General features: G+C 64.7%; 15 protein-coding genes. 5 read left to right on the top strand and 10 right to left on the bottom strand.

Annotation, left to right across the window (positions count from 1 at the left end; translation table 11 throughout):
• Positions 1–58: 58 nt before the first annotated feature.
• Positions 59–1,972: an arginine decarboxylase gene (gene speA / locus AC07XM_RS17620; RefSeq protein WP_016484742.1), complete on the top strand. Its 1,914-nt coding sequence runs from the start codon at positions 59–61 to the stop codon at positions 1,970–1,972.
• Between the two features lie 166 nt (positions 1,973–2,138).
• The gene (locus AC07XM_RS17615; RefSeq protein WP_016484743.1) at positions 2,139–2,594 is read left to right on the top strand and encodes an REP-associated tyrosine transposase; all 456 of its coding nucleotides are present in this window, start codon (positions 2,139–2,141) and stop codon (positions 2,592–2,594) included.
• Between the two features lie 122 nt (positions 2,595–2,716).
• Here the strand turns inward: AC07XM_RS17615 and AC07XM_RS17610 are convergent, their stop codons facing one another.
• On the bottom strand, positions 2,717–4,054 hold the full coding sequence (locus tag AC07XM_RS17610) for an MATE family efflux transporter (RefSeq protein WP_023047816.1): 1,338 nt from the start codon (positions 4,052–4,054) through the stop codon (positions 2,717–2,719).
• A 278-nt stretch (positions 4,055–4,332) separates the two neighbouring features.
• On the opposite strand from AC07XM_RS17610, the gene AC07XM_RS17605 reads away from it, so the two are divergent.
• A complete protein-coding gene (locus tag AC07XM_RS17605) occupies positions 4,333–9,234 on the top strand; it encodes an alpha-2-macroglobulin family protein (RefSeq protein WP_102689924.1) in 4,902 nt (1,633 codons plus the stop codon).
• A 164-nt stretch (positions 9,235–9,398) separates the two neighbouring features.
• Here AC07XM_RS17605 and AC07XM_RS17600 read toward each other — a convergent pair whose 3' ends face one another.
• Complete coding sequence (locus tag AC07XM_RS17600; protein WP_016484746.1) at positions 9,399–9,692, bottom strand: hypothetical protein; 294 nt, start codon at positions 9,690–9,692, stop codon at positions 9,399–9,401.
• A gap of 77 nt (positions 9,693–9,769) precedes the next feature.
• On the opposite strand from AC07XM_RS17600, the gene pbpC reads away from it, so the two are divergent.
• Both pbpC and AC07XM_RS17590 read left to right on the top strand, forming a co-directional pair.
• Complete coding sequence (gene pbpC / locus AC07XM_RS17595) at positions 9,770–12,112, top strand: peptidoglycan glycosyltransferase PbpC (protein WP_060519225.1); 2,343 nt, start codon at positions 9,770–9,772, stop codon at positions 12,110–12,112.
• A gap of 92 nt (positions 12,113–12,204) precedes the next feature.
• Positions 12,205–13,869 (top strand): ShlB/FhaC/HecB family hemolysin secretion/activation protein, encoded by a 1,665-nt coding sequence (locus AC07XM_RS17590; RefSeq protein ID WP_102689926.1) that lies wholly within the window; start codon positions 12,205–12,207, stop codon positions 13,867–13,869.
• A 141-nt stretch (positions 13,870–14,010) separates the two neighbouring features.
• Here AC07XM_RS17590 and AC07XM_RS17585 read toward each other — a convergent pair whose 3' ends face one another.
• From AC07XM_RS17585 to AC07XM_RS17550, 8 genes are all read right to left on the bottom strand, one after another.
• On the bottom strand, positions 14,011–14,787 hold the full coding sequence (locus AC07XM_RS17585) for a response regulator transcription factor (RefSeq protein ID WP_031312056.1): 777 nt from the start codon (positions 14,785–14,787) through the stop codon (positions 14,011–14,013).
• A gap of 119 nt (positions 14,788–14,906) precedes the next feature.
• Entirely contained in the window at positions 14,907–15,377 is a 471-nt protein-coding gene (locus AC07XM_RS17580) for an A24 family peptidase (RefSeq protein ID WP_102689927.1), read from the bottom strand.
• A gap of 317 nt (positions 15,378–15,694) precedes the next feature.
• On the bottom strand, positions 15,695–16,264 hold the full coding sequence (locus tag AC07XM_RS17575) for a DUF4136 domain-containing protein (protein ID WP_016484751.1): 570 nt from the start codon (positions 16,262–16,264) through the stop codon (positions 15,695–15,697).
• A 19-nt stretch (positions 16,265–16,283) separates the two neighbouring features.
• Positions 16,284–16,919 (bottom strand): DUF4136 domain-containing protein, encoded by a 636-nt coding sequence (locus AC07XM_RS17570; protein WP_060519223.1) that lies wholly within the window; start codon positions 16,917–16,919, stop codon positions 16,284–16,286.
• Positions 16,920–16,939: 20 nt separating this feature from the next.
• On the bottom strand, positions 16,940–17,689 hold the full coding sequence (locus AC07XM_RS17565; RefSeq protein WP_016484753.1) for a methyltransferase: 750 nt from the start codon (positions 17,687–17,689) through the stop codon (positions 16,940–16,942).
• The gene (locus AC07XM_RS17560) at positions 17,686–17,991 is read right to left on the bottom strand and encodes a MazG-like family protein (RefSeq protein ID WP_016484754.1); all 306 of its coding nucleotides are present in this window, start codon (positions 17,989–17,991) and stop codon (positions 17,686–17,688) included. The genes AC07XM_RS17565 and AC07XM_RS17560 overlap by 4 nt, the downstream gene beginning before the upstream one ends.
• Positions 17,992–18,055: 64 nt before the next feature.
• Positions 18,056–18,907, bottom strand: coding sequence for a MaoC family dehydratase (locus tag AC07XM_RS17555; protein ID WP_102689928.1), 852 nt, complete (start codon positions 18,905–18,907; stop codon positions 18,056–18,058).
• A 2-nt stretch (positions 18,908–18,909) separates the two neighbouring features.
• The gene (locus tag AC07XM_RS17550) at positions 18,910–20,262 is read right to left on the bottom strand and encodes a 3-oxoacyl-ACP reductase (protein WP_102689929.1); all 1,353 of its coding nucleotides are present in this window, start codon (positions 20,260–20,262) and stop codon (positions 18,910–18,912) included.
• Between the last annotated feature and the right edge of the window lie 26 nt (positions 20,263–20,288).

The following is a 20,288-nucleotide window of genomic DNA, read 5'->3' as shown; positions in this document are numbered from 1 at the left end:
TTACACTCGCTCCGCTGCCTGCGGGGCAGTGTCTTCGACTTATCTATAGGGGACTTGAATGTCCGTACGACGCACACGCAAAGACGATGGTAGCCAGTGGACCGTGGCCGACAGCCGCAGTGTTTATGGCATCCGCCATTGGGGCGCTGGTTATTTCGCCATCAATGAAGCGGGGCGCGTCGAAGTGCGCCCCAACGGCCCCGACAGCGCGCCGATCGACCTGTACGAGCAGGTTGACGAATTGCGCCAAAGCGGCCTGTCGCTCCCCTTGCTGGTGCGCTTCCCCGACATTCTGCAGGACCGCGTACGCCAGCTGACCGGTGCGTTCGATGCCAATATCGCGCGCCTGGAGTACCAGAGCCAGTACACCGCGCTGTACCCGATCAAGGTCAACCAGCAGGAAGCGGTGGTGGAAAACATCATCGCCACGCAAAACGTCTCCATCGGCCTGGAAGCTGGCTCCAAACCCGAGCTGCTGGCAGTGCTGGCGCTGGCACCGAAGGGCGGTACCATCGTCTGCAACGGCTACAAGGACCGTGAGTTCATCCGCCTGGCGTTGATGGGCCAGAAGCTTGGCCACAACGTGTTCATCGTCATCGAGAAAGAGTCGGAAGTGGCCCTGGTGATCGACGAGGCCGCCGAGCTCAAGGTGAAACCCCAGGTCGGCCTGCGCGTGCGCCTGTCGTCGCTGGCCTCCAGCAAATGGGCCGACACCGGTGGCGAGAAGTCCAAGTTCGGGTTGTCGGCTGCCCAGTTGATCTCGGTGGTGCAACGCTTCCGCGATGCCGGCCTGGACCAGGGCATCCGCCTGCTGCACTTCCACATGGGCTCGCAGATCGCCAACCTGGCCGACTACCAGCACGGTTTCAAGGAAGCCATCCGTTACTACGGCGAGCTGCGTGCGCTGGGCCTGCCGGTCGACCACATCGACGTTGGCGGTGGCCTGGGCGTGGACTATGACGGCACCCACTCGCGCAATGCCAGCTCCATCAACTACGACATGGACGACTATGCCGGCGTGGTGGTGGGCATGCTCAAGGAGTTCTGCGACGCGCAGGGCCTGCCGCACCCGCACATCTTCTCCGAGAGTGGCCGCTCGCTGACCGCGCACCATGCCATGCTGGTGATCCAGGTCACCGACGTCGAGAAACACAACGACGACGTACCCACCATCGAGAACAAAGAAGCCCTGCCCGAGACCGTGCAGTGGCTGGCCGACCTGCTTGGCCCGACTGACATCGAGATGGTGACCGAGACTTACTGGCGCGCCACCCACTACATGGGTGACGTGGCGGCACAGTACGCCGATGGCAAGATCAGCCTGAGCGAGAAAGCCTTGGCCGAGCAGTGCTACTTTGCCGTGTGCCGCCGCCTGCATAATTCGCTCAAAGCCCGCCAGCGCTCGCACCGCCAGGTGCTCGACGAGCTGAACGACAAGCTGGCCGACAAGTACATCTGCAACTTCTCGGTGTTCCAGAGCCTGCCGGACACCTGGGCCATTGGCCAGGTGCTGCCGATCATCCCGCTGCACCGCCTGGACGAAGAGCCGCTGCGCCGCGCCGTACTGCAGGACCTGACCTGCGACTCGGACGGCAAGATCAACCAGTACGTCGACGAGCAGAGCATCGAGACCAGCATGCCGGTGCATGCGTTGAAGGAGGGCGAGGACTACCTGCTGGGCGTGTTCCTGGTCGGTGCCTACCAGGAAATCCTGGGCGACATGCACAACCTGTTCGGTGACACCGACTCGGTGAACATCTACCAGAACGCTGACGGCAGCGTGTACCACGCCGGTATCGAGACCCACGACACCATCGAAGACATGCTGCGCTACGTGCACCTGTCGCCGGAGGAGTTGATGACTCACTACCGCGACAAGGTGGCCAGCGCCAAAATCACTGCGCGTGAGCGCACGCAGTACCTGGATGCCTTGCGCCTTGGGCTGACCCGGTCTTCGTACCTGTCGTCGTAATTGCTGGGGCCGCTCCTGCAAAAGCCTGTGCTGCCTTTTGTGGGAGCGGCCTTGCGTCGCGATATGAGGGCGAAGCCCTCACCAGCGTCACAACCGGTAAATATCCGGCCCTGGTCCATCGCACCAATGCCGCTACCTTTGAATGCAATGTTCAAAGGAGGACGACATGCAACGTCCAGGCTCCCATCGTTTACGTGGCGGTCGAGTGTCTGAATCCGGGCGCCTTTATCTGCTCACCACAACCACTCGTAACCGAACGCCGTTGTTCAATAATTTTCGATTCGCCAGGACCGTGGTCCAGCAATTGCGGTTCAGTGAAGAGAGCAAGGCTTGTCGATCTCTGGCCTGGGTCTTGATGCCTGATCATCTTCACTGGCTTATCGAGCTTGGCCCGACGAACCTGGGGACGCTGATGTGTGGGTTCAAGTCCAGAAGCAGTTGTGCTTTGTACAAGGTGGGCGCTGACAGGCGACATATCTGGCAGACCAGCTTTCATGACCGGGCTCTGAGACGTGAGGAGGATGTCCGGGCGGTTGCCCGCTACATCATCGCCAATCCCATTCGGGCTGGCCTGGTCCGGCGAGCGGGCGAGTATCCGCATTGGGATTGTGTGTGGCTGTGAAACCGCAGGTGAGGGCTTCGCCCTCATTTCGCGACACAAGGCCGCTCCCACATTGACCGGCGTATGCAGGCCTTTTGTGGGAGCGGCCTTGTGTCGCGATGGGCCGCAAAGCGGCCCCAACATCACCGAATCCACTCACCCTTCTGCTGCAACCGCCACCCCACCCAGCCCAACGTCACCGCCCGCAACCCCATGAACCCGAGAAACGCCAACCACAACCCATGGTTGCCGAACCCGCTCATGGCCACCGCCACCGGCAGTGCAATCAGCACCGACACCAACATCGCATTGCGCATCTCCCGCGCCCGGGTCGCGCCGATGAACAGGCCGTCCAGCAGGTAACTCCACACCGCAATCAGCGGCAGCAACGCCAGGTACGGCAGGTACGGATAAGCCGCCGCCCTTACACCGTCGATGTCGGTCTGCAAGTCGATGAACAGGTGCCCACCCAGCAGGAACAACCCGGCAAACCCCAGACTGGTGATCAGCGACCAGCCGCAGGCCACCACCAGCGAACGGCGCAGGGTGTCGCGGTCGCGGGCGCCAATGGCATGGCCGCACAGCGCTTCCACAGCATGCGCCAAGCCGTCGAGTGCGTAGGCCGTCAGCAACAGGCCGTTGAGCAGCAGGGCGTTAGCCGCTACCGTGGCTTCACCCAGGCGCGCACCCTGCACGGTAATCAGCAGAAACACCAGTTGTAACGCCAGGCTACGCAGGAAAATATCGCGGTTTACCGCCAGCAGCGGGCGCCAGGCCTGCCAGCGTTTGAGCGCCGCCCATACGACTTGCCCCGGGTAGGCCCGCAGGGCCGGGCGGGTCAGGGCCAGGCCCAGCAGGGCTGCACTCCACTCGGCGATCACCGATGCCCGCGCCGAACCCAGTACACCCCAATCCAGCCCCAGGACGAACCACAGGTTCAAGACAATGTTCAGCAGGTTGGTCGTCAGCAGGATGGCCAGCGGTGCCCGGGCGTTCTGGGTCCCCAGAAACCAGCCAACCAGCGCGTAACTGGCCAACGCTGCAGGCAGCCCAAGCAGGCGCGTGTGGAAGAAGTCTTCGGTGGATTGCTGCAAGGCTGCGCTGGGTTGCATCGCATGAAGTGCAAGCTGGCTGAACGGCAGGGCCAGCAGGCCGATCACAACGGCAAAACCGACCGCCAGCAGCAACCCTTGCACCAGCACCTGGCGCAACGCTGCACCGTCACCACGGCCAGCGGCCTGAGCGGCGAAGCCGGTGGAGCCCATGCGCAGGAAGCCCATCAGGCCGACCATGAAGGTGAACAGCGTGGCGCCCACCGCCACGGCACCCAGCTGGTGGGCGTGGGGCAGGTGGCCGATGACCGTGCTGTCGACCAGCGCCACCAGCGGCACAGAGATGTTGGACAGGATCATCGGCGCAGCCAGCGCCCAGACCTTGTGATGGGTGGGGCGGTGGCGCCAGTCGGCAGCGAGTTGGGGCATTTGCATTCCATGAGACCTGGGGCCGTTGTGCGCCCCTCCGCAGGCTTGCCCGCTCCCACAGGAAAGTGTTGCTCTTGCGGCCGGCGCCAAACCTGTGGGAGCGGGCAGGCCCGCGAAGGGGCGCACAGCGGCCCCCTTTAACGAATGCCACAGTGTAACGACCGGCAACCATTTAGCGCGACCATGGTCTCACTTGCCGCGCAACGCCCGGGTGCTGCACCTGACGTTGAGCTATAGTTGCTGCCCTCACGTACACGCTGCCTAAGAGTTCCTACTCCATGTTCAACAAAGGATTGTTGCTGGCCTGCGCGCTGGCTTTGCTCAGTGCCTGTGACTCTTCGACGCCGGACAAACCGGCGCCGGTCGAGAAACCCGTAGCTACAGCGCCCGTCGAAACCCAAGCGCCCAAGCGCGAAGACCCTGCTGTGCTCGCCAAGCGCTACGAGGGCCGCGAGCTTGCGGTGCTGGATGTTTCTGAAGTGCAGCTCGATGGCGCGGCAACGCTGTCGATCAGCTTCTCCGCACCGCTGGATGCCAAGCAGGACTTCGCCACCAAGGTGCACCTGGTCGACACCGTCAAGGGTAAGCTCGACGGCGCCTGGGAACTCTCCGACAACCAGATGGAGCTGCGCCTGCGCCACCTGGAGCCGCAGCGCAAGCTGGTGCTGACCGTCGACAAGGGCTTGCTCGCGGTCAACGGCAAGCAACTGGACAGCGAGTCGGTCACCCGCCTGGAAACCCGCGACATGCAGCCGACCATCGGCTTTGCCAGCCGCGGTTCGCTGCTGCCCACGCGCCTGGCCGAAGGCCTGCCGGTGATTGCCCTGAACGTCGACAAAGTCGATGTCGAGTTCTTCCGCGTCAAGCCGCAGATGCTCTCGACCTTCCTCGCCAGTTGGGGGCGCAACAGCAGCCTGTACTACTACCAGTCCAAGGAAACCCTGGACATGGCCGAGCTGGTCTACAGCGGCCGCTTCGACCTCAACCCCGCCCGTAACACCCGCGAAACCGTGCTGCTGCCCATCGCCGGCATCAAGCCGCTGCAGGACCCGGGCGTGTACCTGGCGGTGATGCGTGCCTCGGGCACCTATGACTACTCGCAGCCAGCGACCCTGTTCACCCTCAGCGACATCGGTGTGTCGGCGCACCGTTACCGCGACCGCCTCGACGTGTTCGCCCAGGCGCTGGAAGGCGGCAAGGCGCTGAACGGCGTCAACCTCGAAATCCATGACGAGAAGGGCAAGTTGCTGGCCCAGGCAAGCACTGACGGCAAAGGCCACGCTCAGCTGCCGATCACGCCCAAAGCCGATACCCTGATCGCCACCCAAGGTGTGCACACCACGCTGTTGCGCCTGAACACCGCCGCCCTGGACCTGGCCGAGTTCGACATCACTGGGCCCCAGGCCAACCCGCTGCAGTTTTTCATCTTCGGCCCGCGTGACCTGTACCGCCCAGGCGAAACAGTACTGCTCAACGGCCTGCTGCGTGACCAGGACGGCAAGCCTGTCAAAGCCCAGCCGGTGAGCGTGGAAGTGCGTCGCCCGGATGAGCAGGTAAGCCGCAAGTTTGTCTGGGAAGCCGACAGCAATGGCTTGTACCAATACCAGTTGCAACTGGCCACCGAGGCACCCACTGGCCGTTGGCAACTGCTGCTGGACCTGGGGGGCGGGCGCAAGCAGGTGTATGAGTTTCTTGTCGAAGACTTCCTGCCCGAGCGCCTGGCGCTGGAACTGAAGGGCAGCAGCACGCCGCTGTCGCCCGAGGAGGATGCGCGCATCCAGGTCAATGGCCGTTACCTCTATGGCGCCCCGGCTGCCGGTAATCGCCTGAGTGGTCAGGCCTATGTGCGCCCCCTTCGCGAGGCGGTGCCGGCGCTGCCTGGCTACCAGTTTGGCTCGGTCACCGAAACCGAGCTGAACCAGGACCTTGAGCTGGACGAAGTAACGCTCGATCAGGCCGGCAAGGCGGTGATCGACATCGAAAGCCGCTGGGCCGAAGCCCGCTCGCCGCTGCAACTGACCGTGCAGGCCAGCCTGCAGGAGTCGGGTGGCCGGCCAATCACCCGGCGTCTGGAGCAACCTGTCTGGCCAGCCGAGCGCCTGCCGGGCCTGCGTGGCCTGTTCGATGGCGAGGAAACCAATAGCGACGGGCCGGTGGAATTCGAGTTCCTGGTGGCCGACCGCGATGGCAACAAACTGGCGGCCAACGACCTCAAGGTGCGGCTGATCCGCGAGCGCCGTGACTACTACTGGAACTACTCGCAGAGCGACGGCTGGAGCTACGCCTACAACGAGAAGTTCCTGACCCAGGACGAAGAGACAGTCAGCGTCAAGGCGGGCTCCACGGCCAAGCTGAGTTTTCAGGTTGAATGGGGGCCGTACCGCGTCGAAGTGGAAGACCCGCAGACCGGCCTTGTGTCCAGCGAGCGGTTCTGGGCCGGCTATCGCGCCCAGGACAACGCTGAAGGCGGCGCCGTGCGCCCGGATCAGGTCAAGCTGGCCCTGGATAAGCCGTCATACGCCGACGGTGCCACGGCCAAGGTCACCGTCACCCCACCCGCCGCTGGCAGCGGCTACCTGATGATCGAGTCCAGCGATGGCCCGTTGTGGTGGCAGGAAATCGAAGTGCCCGCCGAGGGCAAGGCTTTCGATGTGCAACTGGACAAAGCCTGGGCACGCCACGACCTGTACATCAGCGCGCTGGTGATCCGCCCGGGTGAGCGCAAGGCCAACGCCACCCCCAAACGTTCAGTAGGCGTGCTGCACCTGCCACTGGACCGCGCCGAGCGCAAGCTGGCGGTGAGCCTGCAGGCACCGGAGAAAATGCGTCCGAAACAGCCGCTGACCGTGAAGGTCAAGGCCGCGAATGCTGATGGCAGCGTACCCAAGCAGGTGCATGTGCTGTTGTCGGCGGTGGATGTGGGCATCCTCAACATCACCGATTTCAAAACCCCCGACCCGTTTGCCAGCCTGTTCGGGCGCAAGGCGTACGGTGCCGACCAACTGGACATCTACGGCCAGCTGATCGAAGCCGGGCAGGGCCGCCTTGCCAGCCTGGCGTTTGGTGGTGATGCGGCGATGGCCAAGGGCGGCAAGCGGCCTAACACCACGGTCACCATCGTCGCCCAGCAGAGCCTGCCGGTGACGCTGGACGACAAGGGTGAGGGCCAGGCCACGGTCGGTATCCCTGACTTCAACGGCGAGCTGCGCTTGATGGCCCAGGCTTGGACCGAAGAGCACTTCGGCATGGCCGAAGGCAAGACCGTGGTCGCTGCGCCGCTGATTGCCGAGCTTTCGGCCCCTCGCTTCCTGGCCGGTGGCGACCGCACCAGCCTGGCACTGGACCTGGCCAACCTGTCGGGCCGTGCCCAGCAACTGAACGTTGAAATCACCACCGAAGGGCAACTGAGCCTGGCCACCAATGCCGTGCAGACCGTCGCCCTGGCCGAGGGGCAGCGGTCGACCCTGATGATTCCGGTGCAGGCCCAGGGTGGTCTGGGGCAGGGCAAGGTGCATGTGCGGGTCACTGGCCTGCAACTGCCGAACGAGCCGACCACCGCGTTCGAACGTGAGTGGACGCTGGGCGTGCGCCCGGCCTACCCGGCAATGCTCAAGCACTACCGCGTGGCCTTGAAGGATCAGCCATGGACACTGCCCGAAGCAGACCTGGCTGCGTTCGAACCCGCTGGCCTGGAGGCCAGCCTGGCCTTGTCGAGCCGGCCGCCGTTGAACCTGGCCGAGCAGATCCGTGCGCTGGAGGCGTACCCTTACGGTTGCCTGGAGCAAACCACCAGCGGCTTGTATCCGTCGCTGTACGCGGACGCTGACAGCCTCAAGCGCCTGGGTATCAAGGGCGAGCCGGCGGATGTGCGCAAGCGCAAGATTGAAATGGGTATCGAGCACCTGCTGGGCATGCAGCGCTACAACGGCAGCTTTGGCCTGTGGAGTTCGGACAGCGAAGAGGAGTACTGGCTGACCGCCTACGTTACCGACTTCCTCTTGCGTGCCCGTGACCAGGGTTATGGCGTGCCGGCCGAAGCGCTGAAGAAAGCCAGCGAGCGCCTGTTGCGCTACCTGCAGGAGCGCAACCTGATCGAAGTCGACTACAGCGAAAACGCCGACCATACCCGCTTTGCCGTGCAGGCCTACGCGGCGCTGGTGCTGTCGCGCAGCCAGCAAGCGCCGTTGGGTGCGCTGCGTGGCCTGTTCGAGCGCCGTGCCGATGCCCGCTCGGGCTTGCCGCTGGTGCAACTGGCGGTGGCGCTGGACAAGATGGGCGACAAACCGCGCGCCGAGCAAGCTTTGCAGGCGGGCCTGGGCATCAGCCGTGGCAAAGGCTGGATGGCCGATTACGGCAGCGCCCTGCGTGACCAGGCGCTGATATTGGCATTGCTGCAGGAGAGCAACCTGGCCAGCAGCCAGGTCGACCAGCGCCTGTTCGCCTTGTCGGATGAACTGGCGGCCAACCGCTGGCTGTCGACCCAGGAGCGCAATGCACTGTTCCTGGCCGGCCGTGGCCTGCTGGGCAAGCCGGAAGGCAAGTGGCAGGCACGCCTGGACAGTGCGGGCGAAGTCCGCGCGCTCAACAACGCCGAGGCCGGCATGAAGCTGGAAGGCCCGTTGCTGGCCTCGCCACTGAGCGTACAGAACGAAGGCAGCGGGACGCTGTACCAGCAACTGACCTTGTCCGGTTACCCACGCCAGGCACCTGCGGCCGGCGGCAATGGTATGCAGATTCGTCGTGAGTACCTGGGCATGAACGGCCAGGCGCTGGACCTGCACAACCTGCGCAGTGGCGACCTGGTGTTGGTACACCTGGCGCTCAAGGCCGAAGACCGAGTGCCAGATGCACTGGTGGTCGACCTGCTGCCGGCCGGCCTGGAGCTGGAAAACCAGAACCTGGCGCAAAGCGCCGCCAGCCTGGACAATGCCAGCAGCGCTGTGAAGGAATGGCGCGAGTCGATGCAGAACGCCAGCGTGGTGCATCAGGAGTACCGTGATGACCGTTATGTTGCAGCGCTCAAGCTCGATCGCTACGGCACCACCCACCTGCTGTACCTGGCGCGGGCAGTAACCCCGGGCACTTACCGTGTGCCGCCGCCGCAGGTCGAGTCGATGTACCGGCCGAACCTGCAGGCCGTGGGGGATGGGCAGGGTGAAATGACCGTAAAAGCCCGCTAGAGACCCGCTCTACACGGACCATGTGGGAGCGGCCTTGCGTCGCGGAAGGGCCGCAAAGCGGCCCCGGCAATTCAAGCGGCGAAGCTGAAAGCCTGGGGCTGCTGTGCAGCCCTTTCGCGACGCAAGGCCGCTCCCACAAACACCGCGCAGATCAGCTGAGTCATTCAGTGAATCACCCAGCTCATCACCCACAGCCCCAGCACCAGCCAGATAATCCCGAGGATGATCGAGGCGCGCATGAACGCGCGGATTGCCGAGTACAGCAGCATCAGGCCGATGATCAGGGCCAGGATGCTGACCAGCGAGGTATCCATGCCCAGCGTGCGCGCCAGGCCGTCAATGAAATTGCCACCGGCATTGGCCAGCAGGTTGAACAGCCCGCTCAATGCGTCGACGATGACGCGGATCAACGACCCCAGTGCCTGGCCCAGCCACTCGAAAAAACCTTCTACATGCATAGTTGCTTCCTGATGAACGAATTGGCGAGGTTGCCGTTCCCAAGCCTTTGGCCATTACCTGGCCAGGTCGGTTCCCGATGCCAAGCTTAGCGCGTGCGGGCAGGCTGTTGCGCGCCACGCTGTTTGGCCTGTTGGTGTTGTGCGGCCTGTTGTGGCTGGCTGACCGCCTTTGGCCGCTGCCGTTGCCGGGCGACGATCTGGCCCGGGTAGTGCTGGCCGAAGACGGCACGCCCTTGTGGCGGTTTGCCGATGCCGAGGGGGTGTGGCGCTACCCGGTCAGCCCCGACCAGGTATCGCCGTTGTACCTGCAGGCCTTGCTGACTTACGAAGACCGCTGGTTCTACCGTCACCCTGGGGTCAACCCGTTGGCCTTGGCACGTGCGGCCTGGCTGAACCTGCGGGGTGGGCGTGTGGTGTCGGGTGGCAGTACGCTGTCGATGCAGGTGGCACGGCTGCTTGATCCGCATGACCGTACCCTGGCCGGCAAACTGCGCCAGCTGTGGCGTACGCTGCAACTGGAGTGGCACCTGTCCAAGCGCGAGATCCTGCAGATTTACCTGGACCGCGCGCCTTTCGGCGGCACCTTGCAGGGTGTGGCCGCAGCCAGCTGGGCGTACCTGGGCAAGTCACCCATGCACTTGACCCCGGCCGAGGCGGCGCTGCTGGCGGTGCTGCCCCAGGCACCCAGCCGGCTGCGCCCGGATCGCCACCCCGAGCGTGCCCAGCGTGCCCGGGACAAGGTGCTGCAGCGCCTGGCCGAATACCAGGTGTGGCCTGCGCAGCAAATCCGCGAGGCAGCCGAAGAGCCGCTGGTGCTGGCGCCACGCCAGGAGCCAGCCCTGGCACCCTTGCTCGCCCGGCGCCTGAACAGCGCCGACAGCCCGCCGCTGATCCGCACCACGCTCGATGCAGCGTTACAGCGGCGCCTGGAAGACTTGCTGCTGGGCTGGCGCGCGCGGCTGCCGGAGCGCACCTCTGCCGCCATCCTGGTGGTCGAGGCGCAGACCATGGCGGTGCGTGCCTACCTGGGTTCGATCGAGCTGGCCGACGAGCGCCGTTTCGGGCACGTCGACATGGTGCGCTCGCTACGCTCGCCCGGTTCCACGCTCAAACCGTTTCTTTACGGTATGGCGCTGGACGATGGCCTGATCCATTCCGAATCGTTGTTGCAGGATGTGCCACGCCGTTATGGTGACTATCGCCCCGGTAACTTCTCGATGGGCTTTAGCGGGCCCGTGTCGGCCAGCTCGGCGCTGGCCCTGTCCCTCAACCTGCCGGCAGTGCAATTGCTGGAGGCCTATGGCCCGAAACGCTTTGCCGCGCAGCTGCGCATGGCGGGCATGCCACTGGCATTGCCGCCCTTGGCCGAGCCTAACCTGTCGCTGATCCTGGGCGGTGCGGGCAGCCGCCTGGAGGACCTGGTGGGTGGCTACGCGGCGCTGGCGCGGGGTGGCAACAGTGCACGGGTGCGCTTGCAGCCACAGGAGCCACTGGTGGAACGCCGGCTGCTGTCCCCGGGGGCGGCGTGGATCATCCGGCGCATCCTCAGTGGCCAGGCGCGCCCCGACCGCGACCCGCATGCCGAGCTGGTACAGCGCCCGCAACTGGCCTGGAAAACGGGCACCAGCTATGGCTTTCGCGATGCCTGGTCGATTGGCGTGGGCCCGCGCTATCTGATCGGCGTGTGGATCGGCCGCCCCGATGGCACGCCGGTACCCGGCCAGTTCGGCCTGGCGTCGGCGGCGCCGTTGATGCTGCAGGTGCATGACCTGCTGAGCAACCGCGACAGCCAGCGCGGCATCAGCACACCGGTGGAGCGGGTGCCGGCGAATGTCGGTGTGGCGGCGATCTGCTGGCCGCTGGGCCAGCCGATGAGCAAACAGGACCCCAACTGCCGGCGTCAGCGTTTTGCCTGGACCCTGGACGGCACCACGCCCCCGACGCTGCAAGCCGCCGACCAGCCGCTTGGCCTGGGCTTGCGTGAAAGCGTGTGGGTCAACGAACAGGGGTTGCGCGTCGATGGCGGCTGCCCAGGCGCCAAGGCTCGCGACATCGCCTTGTGGCCGGCCCCGCTGGAACCTTGGTTGCCCCGCGTCGAGCGGCGCGCGGCGCGGCTGCCGGCCATCGACCCGACCTGCCCACCGCAGGTGCCGGCCAGCGCGCCGCCGCTGTCGATCGTCGGCGTGCGCCCGGGTGACAACCTGCGCCAACCGGCTACCAGCAGCGAGCCGTTGCAACTGCATGTGTCGGCCTTGGGCGGTGGCGGCCGACGCTGGTGGTTCCTCAATGGTCAGCCACTGGGCGAGACCCAGGGGCAGGACAGCCTGCTGGTGCGCTTGCCGCAGGCCGGGCAGGCCGAGCTCAGTGCGCTGGATGAAAGCGGCGAGACGGCCAGGGTGGCGTTCCAGGTCAGCGAGTAGGCGTTCGACGGCAGCCGGGCCAGCACCTACGCTTGCAAATGACGGGTGTGACCGGCTGGTGCCCCGCAACCCGTGGGAACGTGGAGCGCCCTATGCGTCCTCTGGCCGTGCCCTTGTTGTTGCTGCCTTGGGCGCTTGCGGCCCAAGCCGGGTCGTTGCCGGGTTTTCTCGACAGCCATGAGTACGAACGGCGCCTGCCCGACACTGATCTGCCGGTGGACACCTACCGGCCCGTCAGCCCCAACCTGCGATTGCCTGGGCCCAGTGCCGATAGCCTGGCCTGGGCGCCTGCGGATACGCGCGTGATGCTGCACAAGGTGCGTTTCGAAGGCGGTACGGTGTTCCCCCTGAGCGACTTGCGCGAGCACTACCAGCCGCTGATCGGGCACCTCATCACGCTTGGTGAGTTGCAGCAGTACACCGAGCGCCTGACCGAGCGCTATCGGCAGGAGGGGTACCTGCTTTCCTACGCCTACCTGCCCCCTCAGGACTTGGCCGATGGCCGGGTCAATGTCGTGTTGGTCGAAGGTTACATTCGGGACTATCACGTGGCCGGCGATATCGGCCCGGCCAGTGACTATTTGCAGCAGCTGCTGGCGCGGCTGAAAGCCGAGCGCCCGCTGACCCAGGAAACGCTGGAGCGCTACCTGGGGCTCGCCGAACGCCTGCCAGGTGTCTCCATAGAGGCTGAGCTGGCCGTGGCGCAAACCGCTGACGGTGCAGCCCGCCTGAACGTGCAGGCGCGGCGCAAGGCGTTCAACGCCGCCGTTATCGTGACCGACTCCAGTCGCGACGATCCACAGGCGCTGCTGACGGCAAGCAGCAATGCCCAGACCCGCTTGGCCGAACAGTTCAAGGCCAGCCTGTTGCTGCCGCCGGGGGATGACCAGGTCCATTACCAGCGGCTGGACTACAGCCAGTACCTTGACGCTGCCGGTAGCCAACTGCTGCTGTCGGCTTCGCGCTACCGCAGTGATCCGGGCACGCGTATTCGCCTGGACGATGGCCGTGACATTACCCGCAAGCGCGACAGTGAACGCTATGCGGTGGGCCTGCGCCAGCCAGTGATTGTCAGGGCGGATGAATGGATGGCTGTGCAGGGGCACTTGTATGCGGTCAGTGAGCACGTCGAAGACGCACTGGGTGGGCAGCCTTCGGTACGGGACTACGACACCGGTGTGCGCGCGGTTTCCTTTGAGGGTGACTGGCGCACAGTGGACGGCAGGCGCCTGCGTATTGTCAGTGCCGGGGTCTATCAGGGGCTGGATTACCTGGGCGCGCGCAGCGACGCCGGCTACGACATGGACTTTCTGCGGCTCAGGTTGTCGGGGCTGCAAAGTGACCCGCTGTCGCCGCGTTGGCAGGGCGTAGTGTCGGGGGCGTTGTACTGGAGTGACGACCGGCTGCCCGACAGCGAACGGGCTGGCTTTGGTGGGCAGCATTTCGGCCGTGGCTACCCGCGTGACCAGGCAGAGGGCGACAAGGGTTGGGGCGTATCTTACGAGCTGAACTACAGCCTGCGAGATCACGGGCTGGGGTTGGTTCAGCCCTATGCGGCAGTGGATATGGCGCAGGCCTGGCATAACCGGGGCGCGGTGGAGGATGCGCACTTGGCTTCGGCGGCACTTGGCGCACGGTTGGGGGATGGACGCTACTTCAACGTTGCGCTGGAGGTGGCGAAGCCTTTGGCGGATGTGGCGTTGGACAGCCTGGACCGCGGCCCCCGGCTGACCCTGAGTTTGGCTTTTCAAATGTAGGGGGGCGCTTTGCGCCCCTTTCGCGACACAAGGCCGCTCCCACAGGTCCACCGCTATCCTGAGGGTTGCGCGGTGCCTGTGGGAGCGGCCTTGTGTCGCGATGGGCTGCAAAGCAGCCCCGGCAATCTCCAAGCAAACCCCTCAATGGGTAGTAAACCTCAGATGTACCGGCGATGAGCTGGGTGTCAGCGCCAATGCCAGCTGGGTACGGTTGTGCATGTGGGTCAGGCGCAAGACCTGCGACACATACAGCTTGACGGTGTTTTCGGTAATGCCCAGTTCGCAGGCGATCTGGTAATTGGTCTTGCCCTTGCTTACCAGGCGCGCCACCTCCAGCTGGCGTGGTGACAGTTTCTCGAACGCTGCTGGCAGCTCACTTTCGCTTTCTTCAGCATCAGTGGCACGCCGGTGCGTCCCTTGACCACGGGCTTTTTCCAGGTCCTGATACAGCTCGTCTACCGACTCGGCCAGCTCCTGCAAACGCTGGTTCAATCCCCCAAGGTCACGGAGGTTGCGCTGGCGCTCCAGCAAGGCCTCTTCCTGCCGGCGTACGCCTTCCAGCAGTTCATCAAGGTCCATCGGTTTCTGGTAGTAGTCGGCAAAGCCTTCGCGTAGCGCCCGGATCACGTCCTGTTTATCGGCACGACCCGTCAACATGATGGCCTCGAACATGCGCTGGCTGCCGTTGAGCTCCTTCAAGGCGCGCACCAGCTCGATGCCATCGCGATCCGGCATGTGCAGGTCACAGATGAGCAGGCCTATAGCCGGGTCTGACACATAGTGCTCGATGGCTTCGTCGGTTGAGTGGGCTGCTACGCAGACATAGCCCTTGGTTTCGAGGAATTCACTCAGCTGTTCGACAATGACCGGTTGGTCATCAACCACCAATACCTTCACTTCACTCACTGGTCTGGACACAATCAACTCCCTGTTCTTATACGGCCCTGCTCCCGTGCCAGACACGCTGGCAGTTTAAAAATAGTCGCACTTTGCGTTTATGTACAAGTTATGTACAAGGCATGGGACCACGGGAGGGATTATTGGATCCACACAGCCGTTAGAAGAAAACCTGCTAACACATAGGGTACAAATGCCTGTTTGTCGCCCATTTCTTCGGTCAGGGCCTGTAATCGCTTTTTCACCTTAGGGTTGAGCAGCGTCCACAGGCGCCGACGGGTGAGCAGCCAGACCAGCACGCTGATACCGGCACCGATGAAGGTACCGAGCACGTATTGCGGGCTGGTGGCCAGCGCCAGGGCGCCCATCAGCTTGACGTCGTCGGCACCGAACCGGCCGAGCATGTAGCCGGGCAAGGTCAGCAGCATGACGATGGCCAGCGCCCAGCCGGCATCGCTGGGCTCGGCACCGATCCAGCTGTGGCCGGTGGCGAACAGCCAGACCAGGGCGCCGGCAGCCACGCCCAGGGTCAGCAGGTTGGATATCTGGCGTTGACGCACATCCTGTTCGGAGCACAAGGCAAGCCACAGCAGGAGAACAATGCTTTGCATTGGCAGGTCGCCTTTCCCAAATGTTGAACACATCTACCCGGTCAGTCAGGTTTCCTTATGTGAAGATAGACAAGAACCTGCGCACGAGTGGCGTTGGAAAGGCAAAAAAGGCGGGGTCAAAATGGATTTTGTCGCTCATGACACCGTTCCGGTGGGTGCTACTGCCTTGTTCGACATTCAAAAGCTGGCGCGGTCACAGTGGGAGCGGGCGCGCCCGCGAAAACGGGCGAAGCCCGTGCCATGCACCGCGGTGTCTGCTTCGCGGGCATGCCCGCTCCCACAGGCGTTGCGGTGCATGCTAAAGCCGCGTTTGAATGTTACTTCTTGCTACCCGGCGGGTAGTTGGCCAGCACCTTGCTCACAGTGTTTTGAATGGCGCTGTTGCGTTCTTCCGGGCTTGGCGGGTAGTTGTTCATGATTTGCTCGGCACTGCCCCGCCACACCAGCTTGCCGTCACGCCCGTCGAACATGTCGACCTGAATGGTGGCGACCTTGTAGTCGACACTGCGGGTTTCGTTGTACATCGGGCCGCCCCAGTAGCCGCCCCAGTAGCCCCCCCAGCCACCGCCGTAGTTGGTGGTGATCTGTTGCTGGCGCTGCTCCACGATCAGGTATGTGCGTACGGTCAGGTCAGGCCGTGCTCCCCCTTGTACCGGGCGCAGGCCGCGCTGGTCGAGCTGGCCAGCCACCGCCTGGCGGATGCGCTGTTCGGTGAGGTCGCTTTTTATGCGTGGGTCGTCCGGGCGGTACTGCAGGCCCGGCTCCTGCCATGCCCAGCTGCGGTAGGCGGCAAAATCGCGGCTGGCATCGAAGTCCTGCTGGACATTATTGCTGGAGCAGGCGGCAAGCAATAACGCGAATGACAGTAGAACGAGACGGCGCAACATGATGGTTCTCCGTTAGCGATTAACTGGGAGGATAGCCGCTGAGCGCCTTGTGCACAGAATCGCGCAAGGCGCTTTCGCGTTCACGGGGCGAGTCCTTGTCGCTGCTGCTTTCGGCACTGGCGCTCCACACCGGCTGGCCGCTGCGGGCGTCGTACAGGTCGATGCGCACCACCATCACCTCAACCTCATAGGTGCGCACGATGGGCACGCTGGCATAGCCGCCGTAGCCATGGCGATAGCCGCCATAGCCGACACCACCGTAGGGGTAGGGGCCGTAGTAGGGGTCGTAGGTGTCGTAGTCACGCACCTGGCGCAAGCGTTTTTCCAGGCGCATGTTGGCGCTGACCAGCAAATCGCCGGAGGCCCCTCGGGCAGGGCGCAGGCCATGCTGGTCGAGTGCGCCACTGACGGCATCGGCCAGTTGCGCCGGGTCGGCATTGGCCGGGCCGCTGGGCAGCTGGCCGTTGCGCCAGCTCCAGCTGCGGTAGTGCCCGTAATCCCGGGCGGGCGCCGGGTAGGCGCTGGCGTCGAAGGTGGTCGCCGCCTGGGCCGGGGCGGGGGGCAACGGGCGGCTGCTGGCCACATAGGGGTTGCTGCCCTGGCAGGCAGCCAAGGCAAGCGGCAGCAGGGCCAGGCACAGCAGACGGTACGGCATGTATCCTCCCGGCGGGCGGGTCAACGGGGGCGGCAGACCCAGTGCAGGTAACGGCCAAGCCCGGCGAAGCCGGGGTGGCGGCGGTAAGCCAGTTCCATTTCCAGCAGGTCGAGCAGCTCGGCCTTGCCCTGGAAGTCTTTGGGCATGTAATCGTGGAACACCCGCACGCCGCTCTCACTTTCAACCTGCCACATAGAATCAAGTTGCGCCTTGAGCTCGCGTGGATCAAGGGGTTTTTGCGGGGTCAGGCTCTGCTTTTCACCTTCCAGCCGGTTGCTGCGCAATTTGCGGAAATGGCCCTTGAGCAGGTTGCGATAAACCAGCGCGTCGCGGTTGTAGAAGGCCAGTGACAGCCACCCCGAAGGGGCCGTGAGCTGGTGCAGCACGGGCAGGATGCTTTCGGGCTCTGCCAGCCATTCGAGCACAGCATGGCACAGCACCAGGTCGTAGGGCTCGGTCAGTTGGCCGAGCAGGTCTTGCCAAGGGGCCTGGATGAACGTGGCGCTTTGGCCGGCCTCGGCAAAGCGCGCCCGGGCGCTGTCGAGCATAGGGGCGGCGGGTTCGGCCAGGGTCAGGTGGTGGCCACGCTGGGCAAGCCACAAAGCCATGTGGCCCAGCCCTGCGCCGATATCGAGGATGCGCAGCGGGCGATCGGGCAGCGCCTCGGCCAGGTCGGCCTGCAGCACGGCCAGACGAATCGCGCCCTTGGCGCCGCCGTAGATCTTCTCGGCAAAGCGGGTGGCCAGCTCATCGAAGTGACGGTCGTTCATCGGGCGAAGCGCCTCTCGCTGTCGGCCAGCTTGGCCCGCACCACCTGGTCCATGTCCAGGCCCAGCTCGCTGCACAGCAGCAACAGGTAGAGCACAACATCACCGACCTCCTGGCCGGCGTGGGCGAGTTTGTCGGCAGGCAGCTGGCGCGATTGGTCTTCGCTCAGCCACTGGAAGATTTCCACCAGCTCGGCCATTTCGACGCTGGCCGCCATGGCCAGGTTCTTTGGGCTGTGGAAGCCGCGCCAGTCATTCTCGTCGCGGATCTTGTGCAGGCGTTGGGTGAGTTCTTGCAGGTTCATCGGGGGTCTCCTAATGCTGCATAGCTTCGGCCCAGGCCCGATGCAAAGCAAGCGCAGACCGCTTCTAGAGGGGAGCCCAGCGCCCGACCATATGCAGCACCCCGGCATGCCCATCCAGCCGCAACGCCCCCACAGGCCCTGCCTCACTGGCACTGAGCACCACCTCCGAAGGCAGCCTCACCGGTTTGCGAAAATCCACTTCAAAGGCATAGCCGCTGTGCGGCAGGTGCCCGCGCAGTGCCGCCAGGGCCATGGCCTTGCTCCACATGCCATGGGCAATGGCCGTAGGAAAGCCGAACAGTCGCGCACTGGCGGCACTGAGGTGGATAGGGTTGTAGTCACCGCACACCTTGGCATAACGCCGGCCTATGTCACTGTCGGCGTACCAGCGGGTGGCCTCGGGCAATGGCTCAGGTTCAACGTCGGCAGGCTCGCCTGCTTCGCCCTCCAGCTTCAAGCCGCGCACCAGCATGCGGCTGGTCTCGCGCCAGAGCAGGCCAATGCCGTCGTTTGCCTCGGTAACCAGGTCGAAGGTGCCGCCCTTGGCATGTGCCTGCAGGTTGTGTGCATACACGGCAAAGCGCAGCCCTTCGATACCACCAAGCGGGCGCAGCACCTCTATGCGGTTGTGCAGATGCACCAGGCCGAGCAGCGGGAAAGGGAAGCCTGGGGCGGTCATCAACTGCAGCTGGAGCGTGAATGCCATGATATGGGGATACGTGCCCGGCAAGCGGCCATCGTCGGTGAAGTGGCAAAGCCGTCGATAAGCTGCCAGGTTGCCCGGCTGAACCGGAATGAAACAGCGCAGGCCATCGTCCGGCAAGCGGTCACCGCTGATGCCGCGCTTGCTGGCTGCACGCAGGTACAGGCTGGCGCGGGTAGCCGGGCTTTGCAGGTCGTGCCAGCTTCTGCTCATGTTCACGCCCCCATCAAGGCTTGGCCGCATACGCGCAGCACTTGGCCGTTGACCGCCCCGGAGCCTGGCTGGCTAAGCCAGGCAATGGCCTCGGCGACGTCCTGCGCCCGCCCGCCCTGGCCCAGCGAGCTCAAGCGCCGCCCGGCCTCTCGCAGGCCCATGGGCATGGCCGCAGTCATGTGGGTTTCGATGAAACCGGGGGCGACCGCGTTGATGCTGCCGCCGTGCGCGGCTAGCAGTGGCGCCCAGGCTTGGGCCAGGCCAATCAGCCCGGCCTTGCTTGTGGCATAGTTGGCCTGCCCACGGTTGCCAGCGATGCCACTGACCGAGGCCAGCAGGGTGATGCGCGCGTTTTCCCCCAGTGCGCCGTTGTCGTACAGCGCCTGGGTCAGTATTTGCGGTGCCTTGAGGTTGACGGCCATGACCGCGTCCCAGTATTCCGGGGTCATGTTGGCCAAGGTCTTGTCGCGGGTGATGCCGGCGTTGTGCACCACGATGTCGATGCCGTCCCGCAGGGCCGCGAGCAGTTGCGTTGCCGCATCGCTGGCGCAGATGTCCAGTGGCAACGCCTTGCCACCGAGGCGTGCAGCGAGGGCGTCGAGGTCCTGGCTGGCCTGCGGCACATCGAGCAGCAGCACATCGGCGCCGTCCCGCGCCAGGGTTTCGGCAATGGCCGCGCCGATGCCGCGCGCTGCACCCGTGACCAGGGCGCGACGGCCACCCAGCGGGCGGGTCCAGTCGCCTACCTGGCGGGTGCAGGCTTCCAGGCGCAGTACCTGGCCTGAAACAAAGGCACTCTTGGGCGAGAGGAAGAAGCGCAAGGCGCCTTCCAGCTGGTCTTCGGCACCGGGCCCGACATACAGCAGCTGGGCGGTCGCACCGTTGAGCAGTTCCTTGGCCAGCGAGCGGCTGAAGCCTTCGAGGGCCCGTTGGGCCACGCTGGCCAACGGGTTGGCGAGGCTTTCCGGAGCGCGCCCCAGCACCACGATATGGGCGGATGGGGCCAGGCTGCGTAGCAGTGGCTGGAAAAACTCGCGCAACTGCTTCAGCGCATCGCTGTCGGACAGATGACTGGCATCGAACACCACGGCTTTGATTTTCGGCCCCAGGCCGGCTACCCAGGGTTCGGCCTGCAGGTGCTCGGCGTTAAAGCTGTAAAGCGCGTCGGTCAGGCGCGGGGCAATGGCTTCGACCTGGCCTGCCAACGGCCCGCCACCCAGTACCAGGGCCCCTTCAACCGGGCGCAGGCGGCCGGCCTGCCAGCGCTCCAGCGGCGCCGGGCGTGGCAGGCCAAGGGCATCCACGAGGCGGCGGCCGAGGTTGGAGTTGGCAAAACCGAGGTAGCGATCGCTCATGACTGGGTCTCCGCAAAGGCAAGCAT

It is taken from the genome of Pseudomonas sp. GW460-LB5 (genome assembly GCF_059423245.1).
This window is presented reverse-complemented; position numbering and strand designations above follow the sequence as displayed.

What these genes read in the sequence shown, in the direction of transcription:
- speA (WP_016484742.1), top strand. Translation starts at nt 59, where the DNA reads ATGTCCGTACGACGCACACGCAAAGACGATGGTAGCCAGTGGACCGTG.
- AC07XM_RS17615 (WP_016484743.1), top strand. Translation starts at nt 2,139, where the DNA reads ATGCAACGTCCAGGCTCCCATCGTTTACGTGGCGGTCGAGTGTCTGAA.
- AC07XM_RS17610 (WP_023047816.1), bottom strand. Translation starts at nt 4,054, where the DNA reads ATGCCCCAACTCGCTGCCGACTGGCGCCACCGCCCCACCCATCACAAG.
- AC07XM_RS17605 (WP_102689924.1), top strand. Translation starts at nt 4,333, where the DNA reads ATGTTCAACAAAGGATTGTTGCTGGCCTGCGCGCTGGCTTTGCTCAGT.
- AC07XM_RS17600 (WP_016484746.1), bottom strand. Translation starts at nt 9,692, where the DNA reads ATGCATGTAGAAGGTTTTTTCGAGTGGCTGGGCCAGGCACTGGGGTCG.
- pbpC (WP_060519225.1), top strand. Translation starts at nt 9,770, where the DNA reads ATGCCAAGCTTAGCGCGTGCGGGCAGGCTGTTGCGCGCCACGCTGTTT.
- AC07XM_RS17590 (WP_102689926.1), top strand. Translation starts at nt 12,205, where the DNA reads ATGCGTCCTCTGGCCGTGCCCTTGTTGTTGCTGCCTTGGGCGCTTGCG.
- AC07XM_RS17580 (WP_102689927.1), bottom strand. Translation starts at nt 15,377, where the DNA reads ATGCAAAGCATTGTTCTCCTGCTGTGGCTTGCCTTGTGCTCCGAACAG.
- AC07XM_RS17575 (WP_016484751.1), bottom strand. Translation starts at nt 16,264, where the DNA reads ATGTTGCGCCGTCTCGTTCTACTGTCATTCGCGTTATTGCTTGCCGCC.
- AC07XM_RS17570 (WP_060519223.1), bottom strand. Translation starts at nt 16,919, where the DNA reads ATGCCGTACCGTCTGCTGTGCCTGGCCCTGCTGCCGCTTGCCTTGGCT.
- AC07XM_RS17565 (WP_016484753.1), bottom strand. Translation starts at nt 17,689, where the DNA reads ATGAACGACCGTCACTTCGATGAGCTGGCCACCCGCTTTGCCGAGAAG.
- AC07XM_RS17560 (WP_016484754.1), bottom strand. Translation starts at nt 17,991, where the DNA reads ATGAACCTGCAAGAACTCACCCAACGCCTGCACAAGATCCGCGACGAG.
- AC07XM_RS17555 (WP_102689928.1), bottom strand. Translation starts at nt 18,907, where the DNA reads ATGAGCAGAAGCTGGCACGACCTGCAAAGCCCGGCTACCCGCGCCAGC.
- AC07XM_RS17550 (WP_102689929.1), bottom strand. Translation starts at nt 20,262, where the DNA reads ATGAGCGATCGCTACCTCGGTTTTGCCAACTCCAACCTCGGCCGCCGC.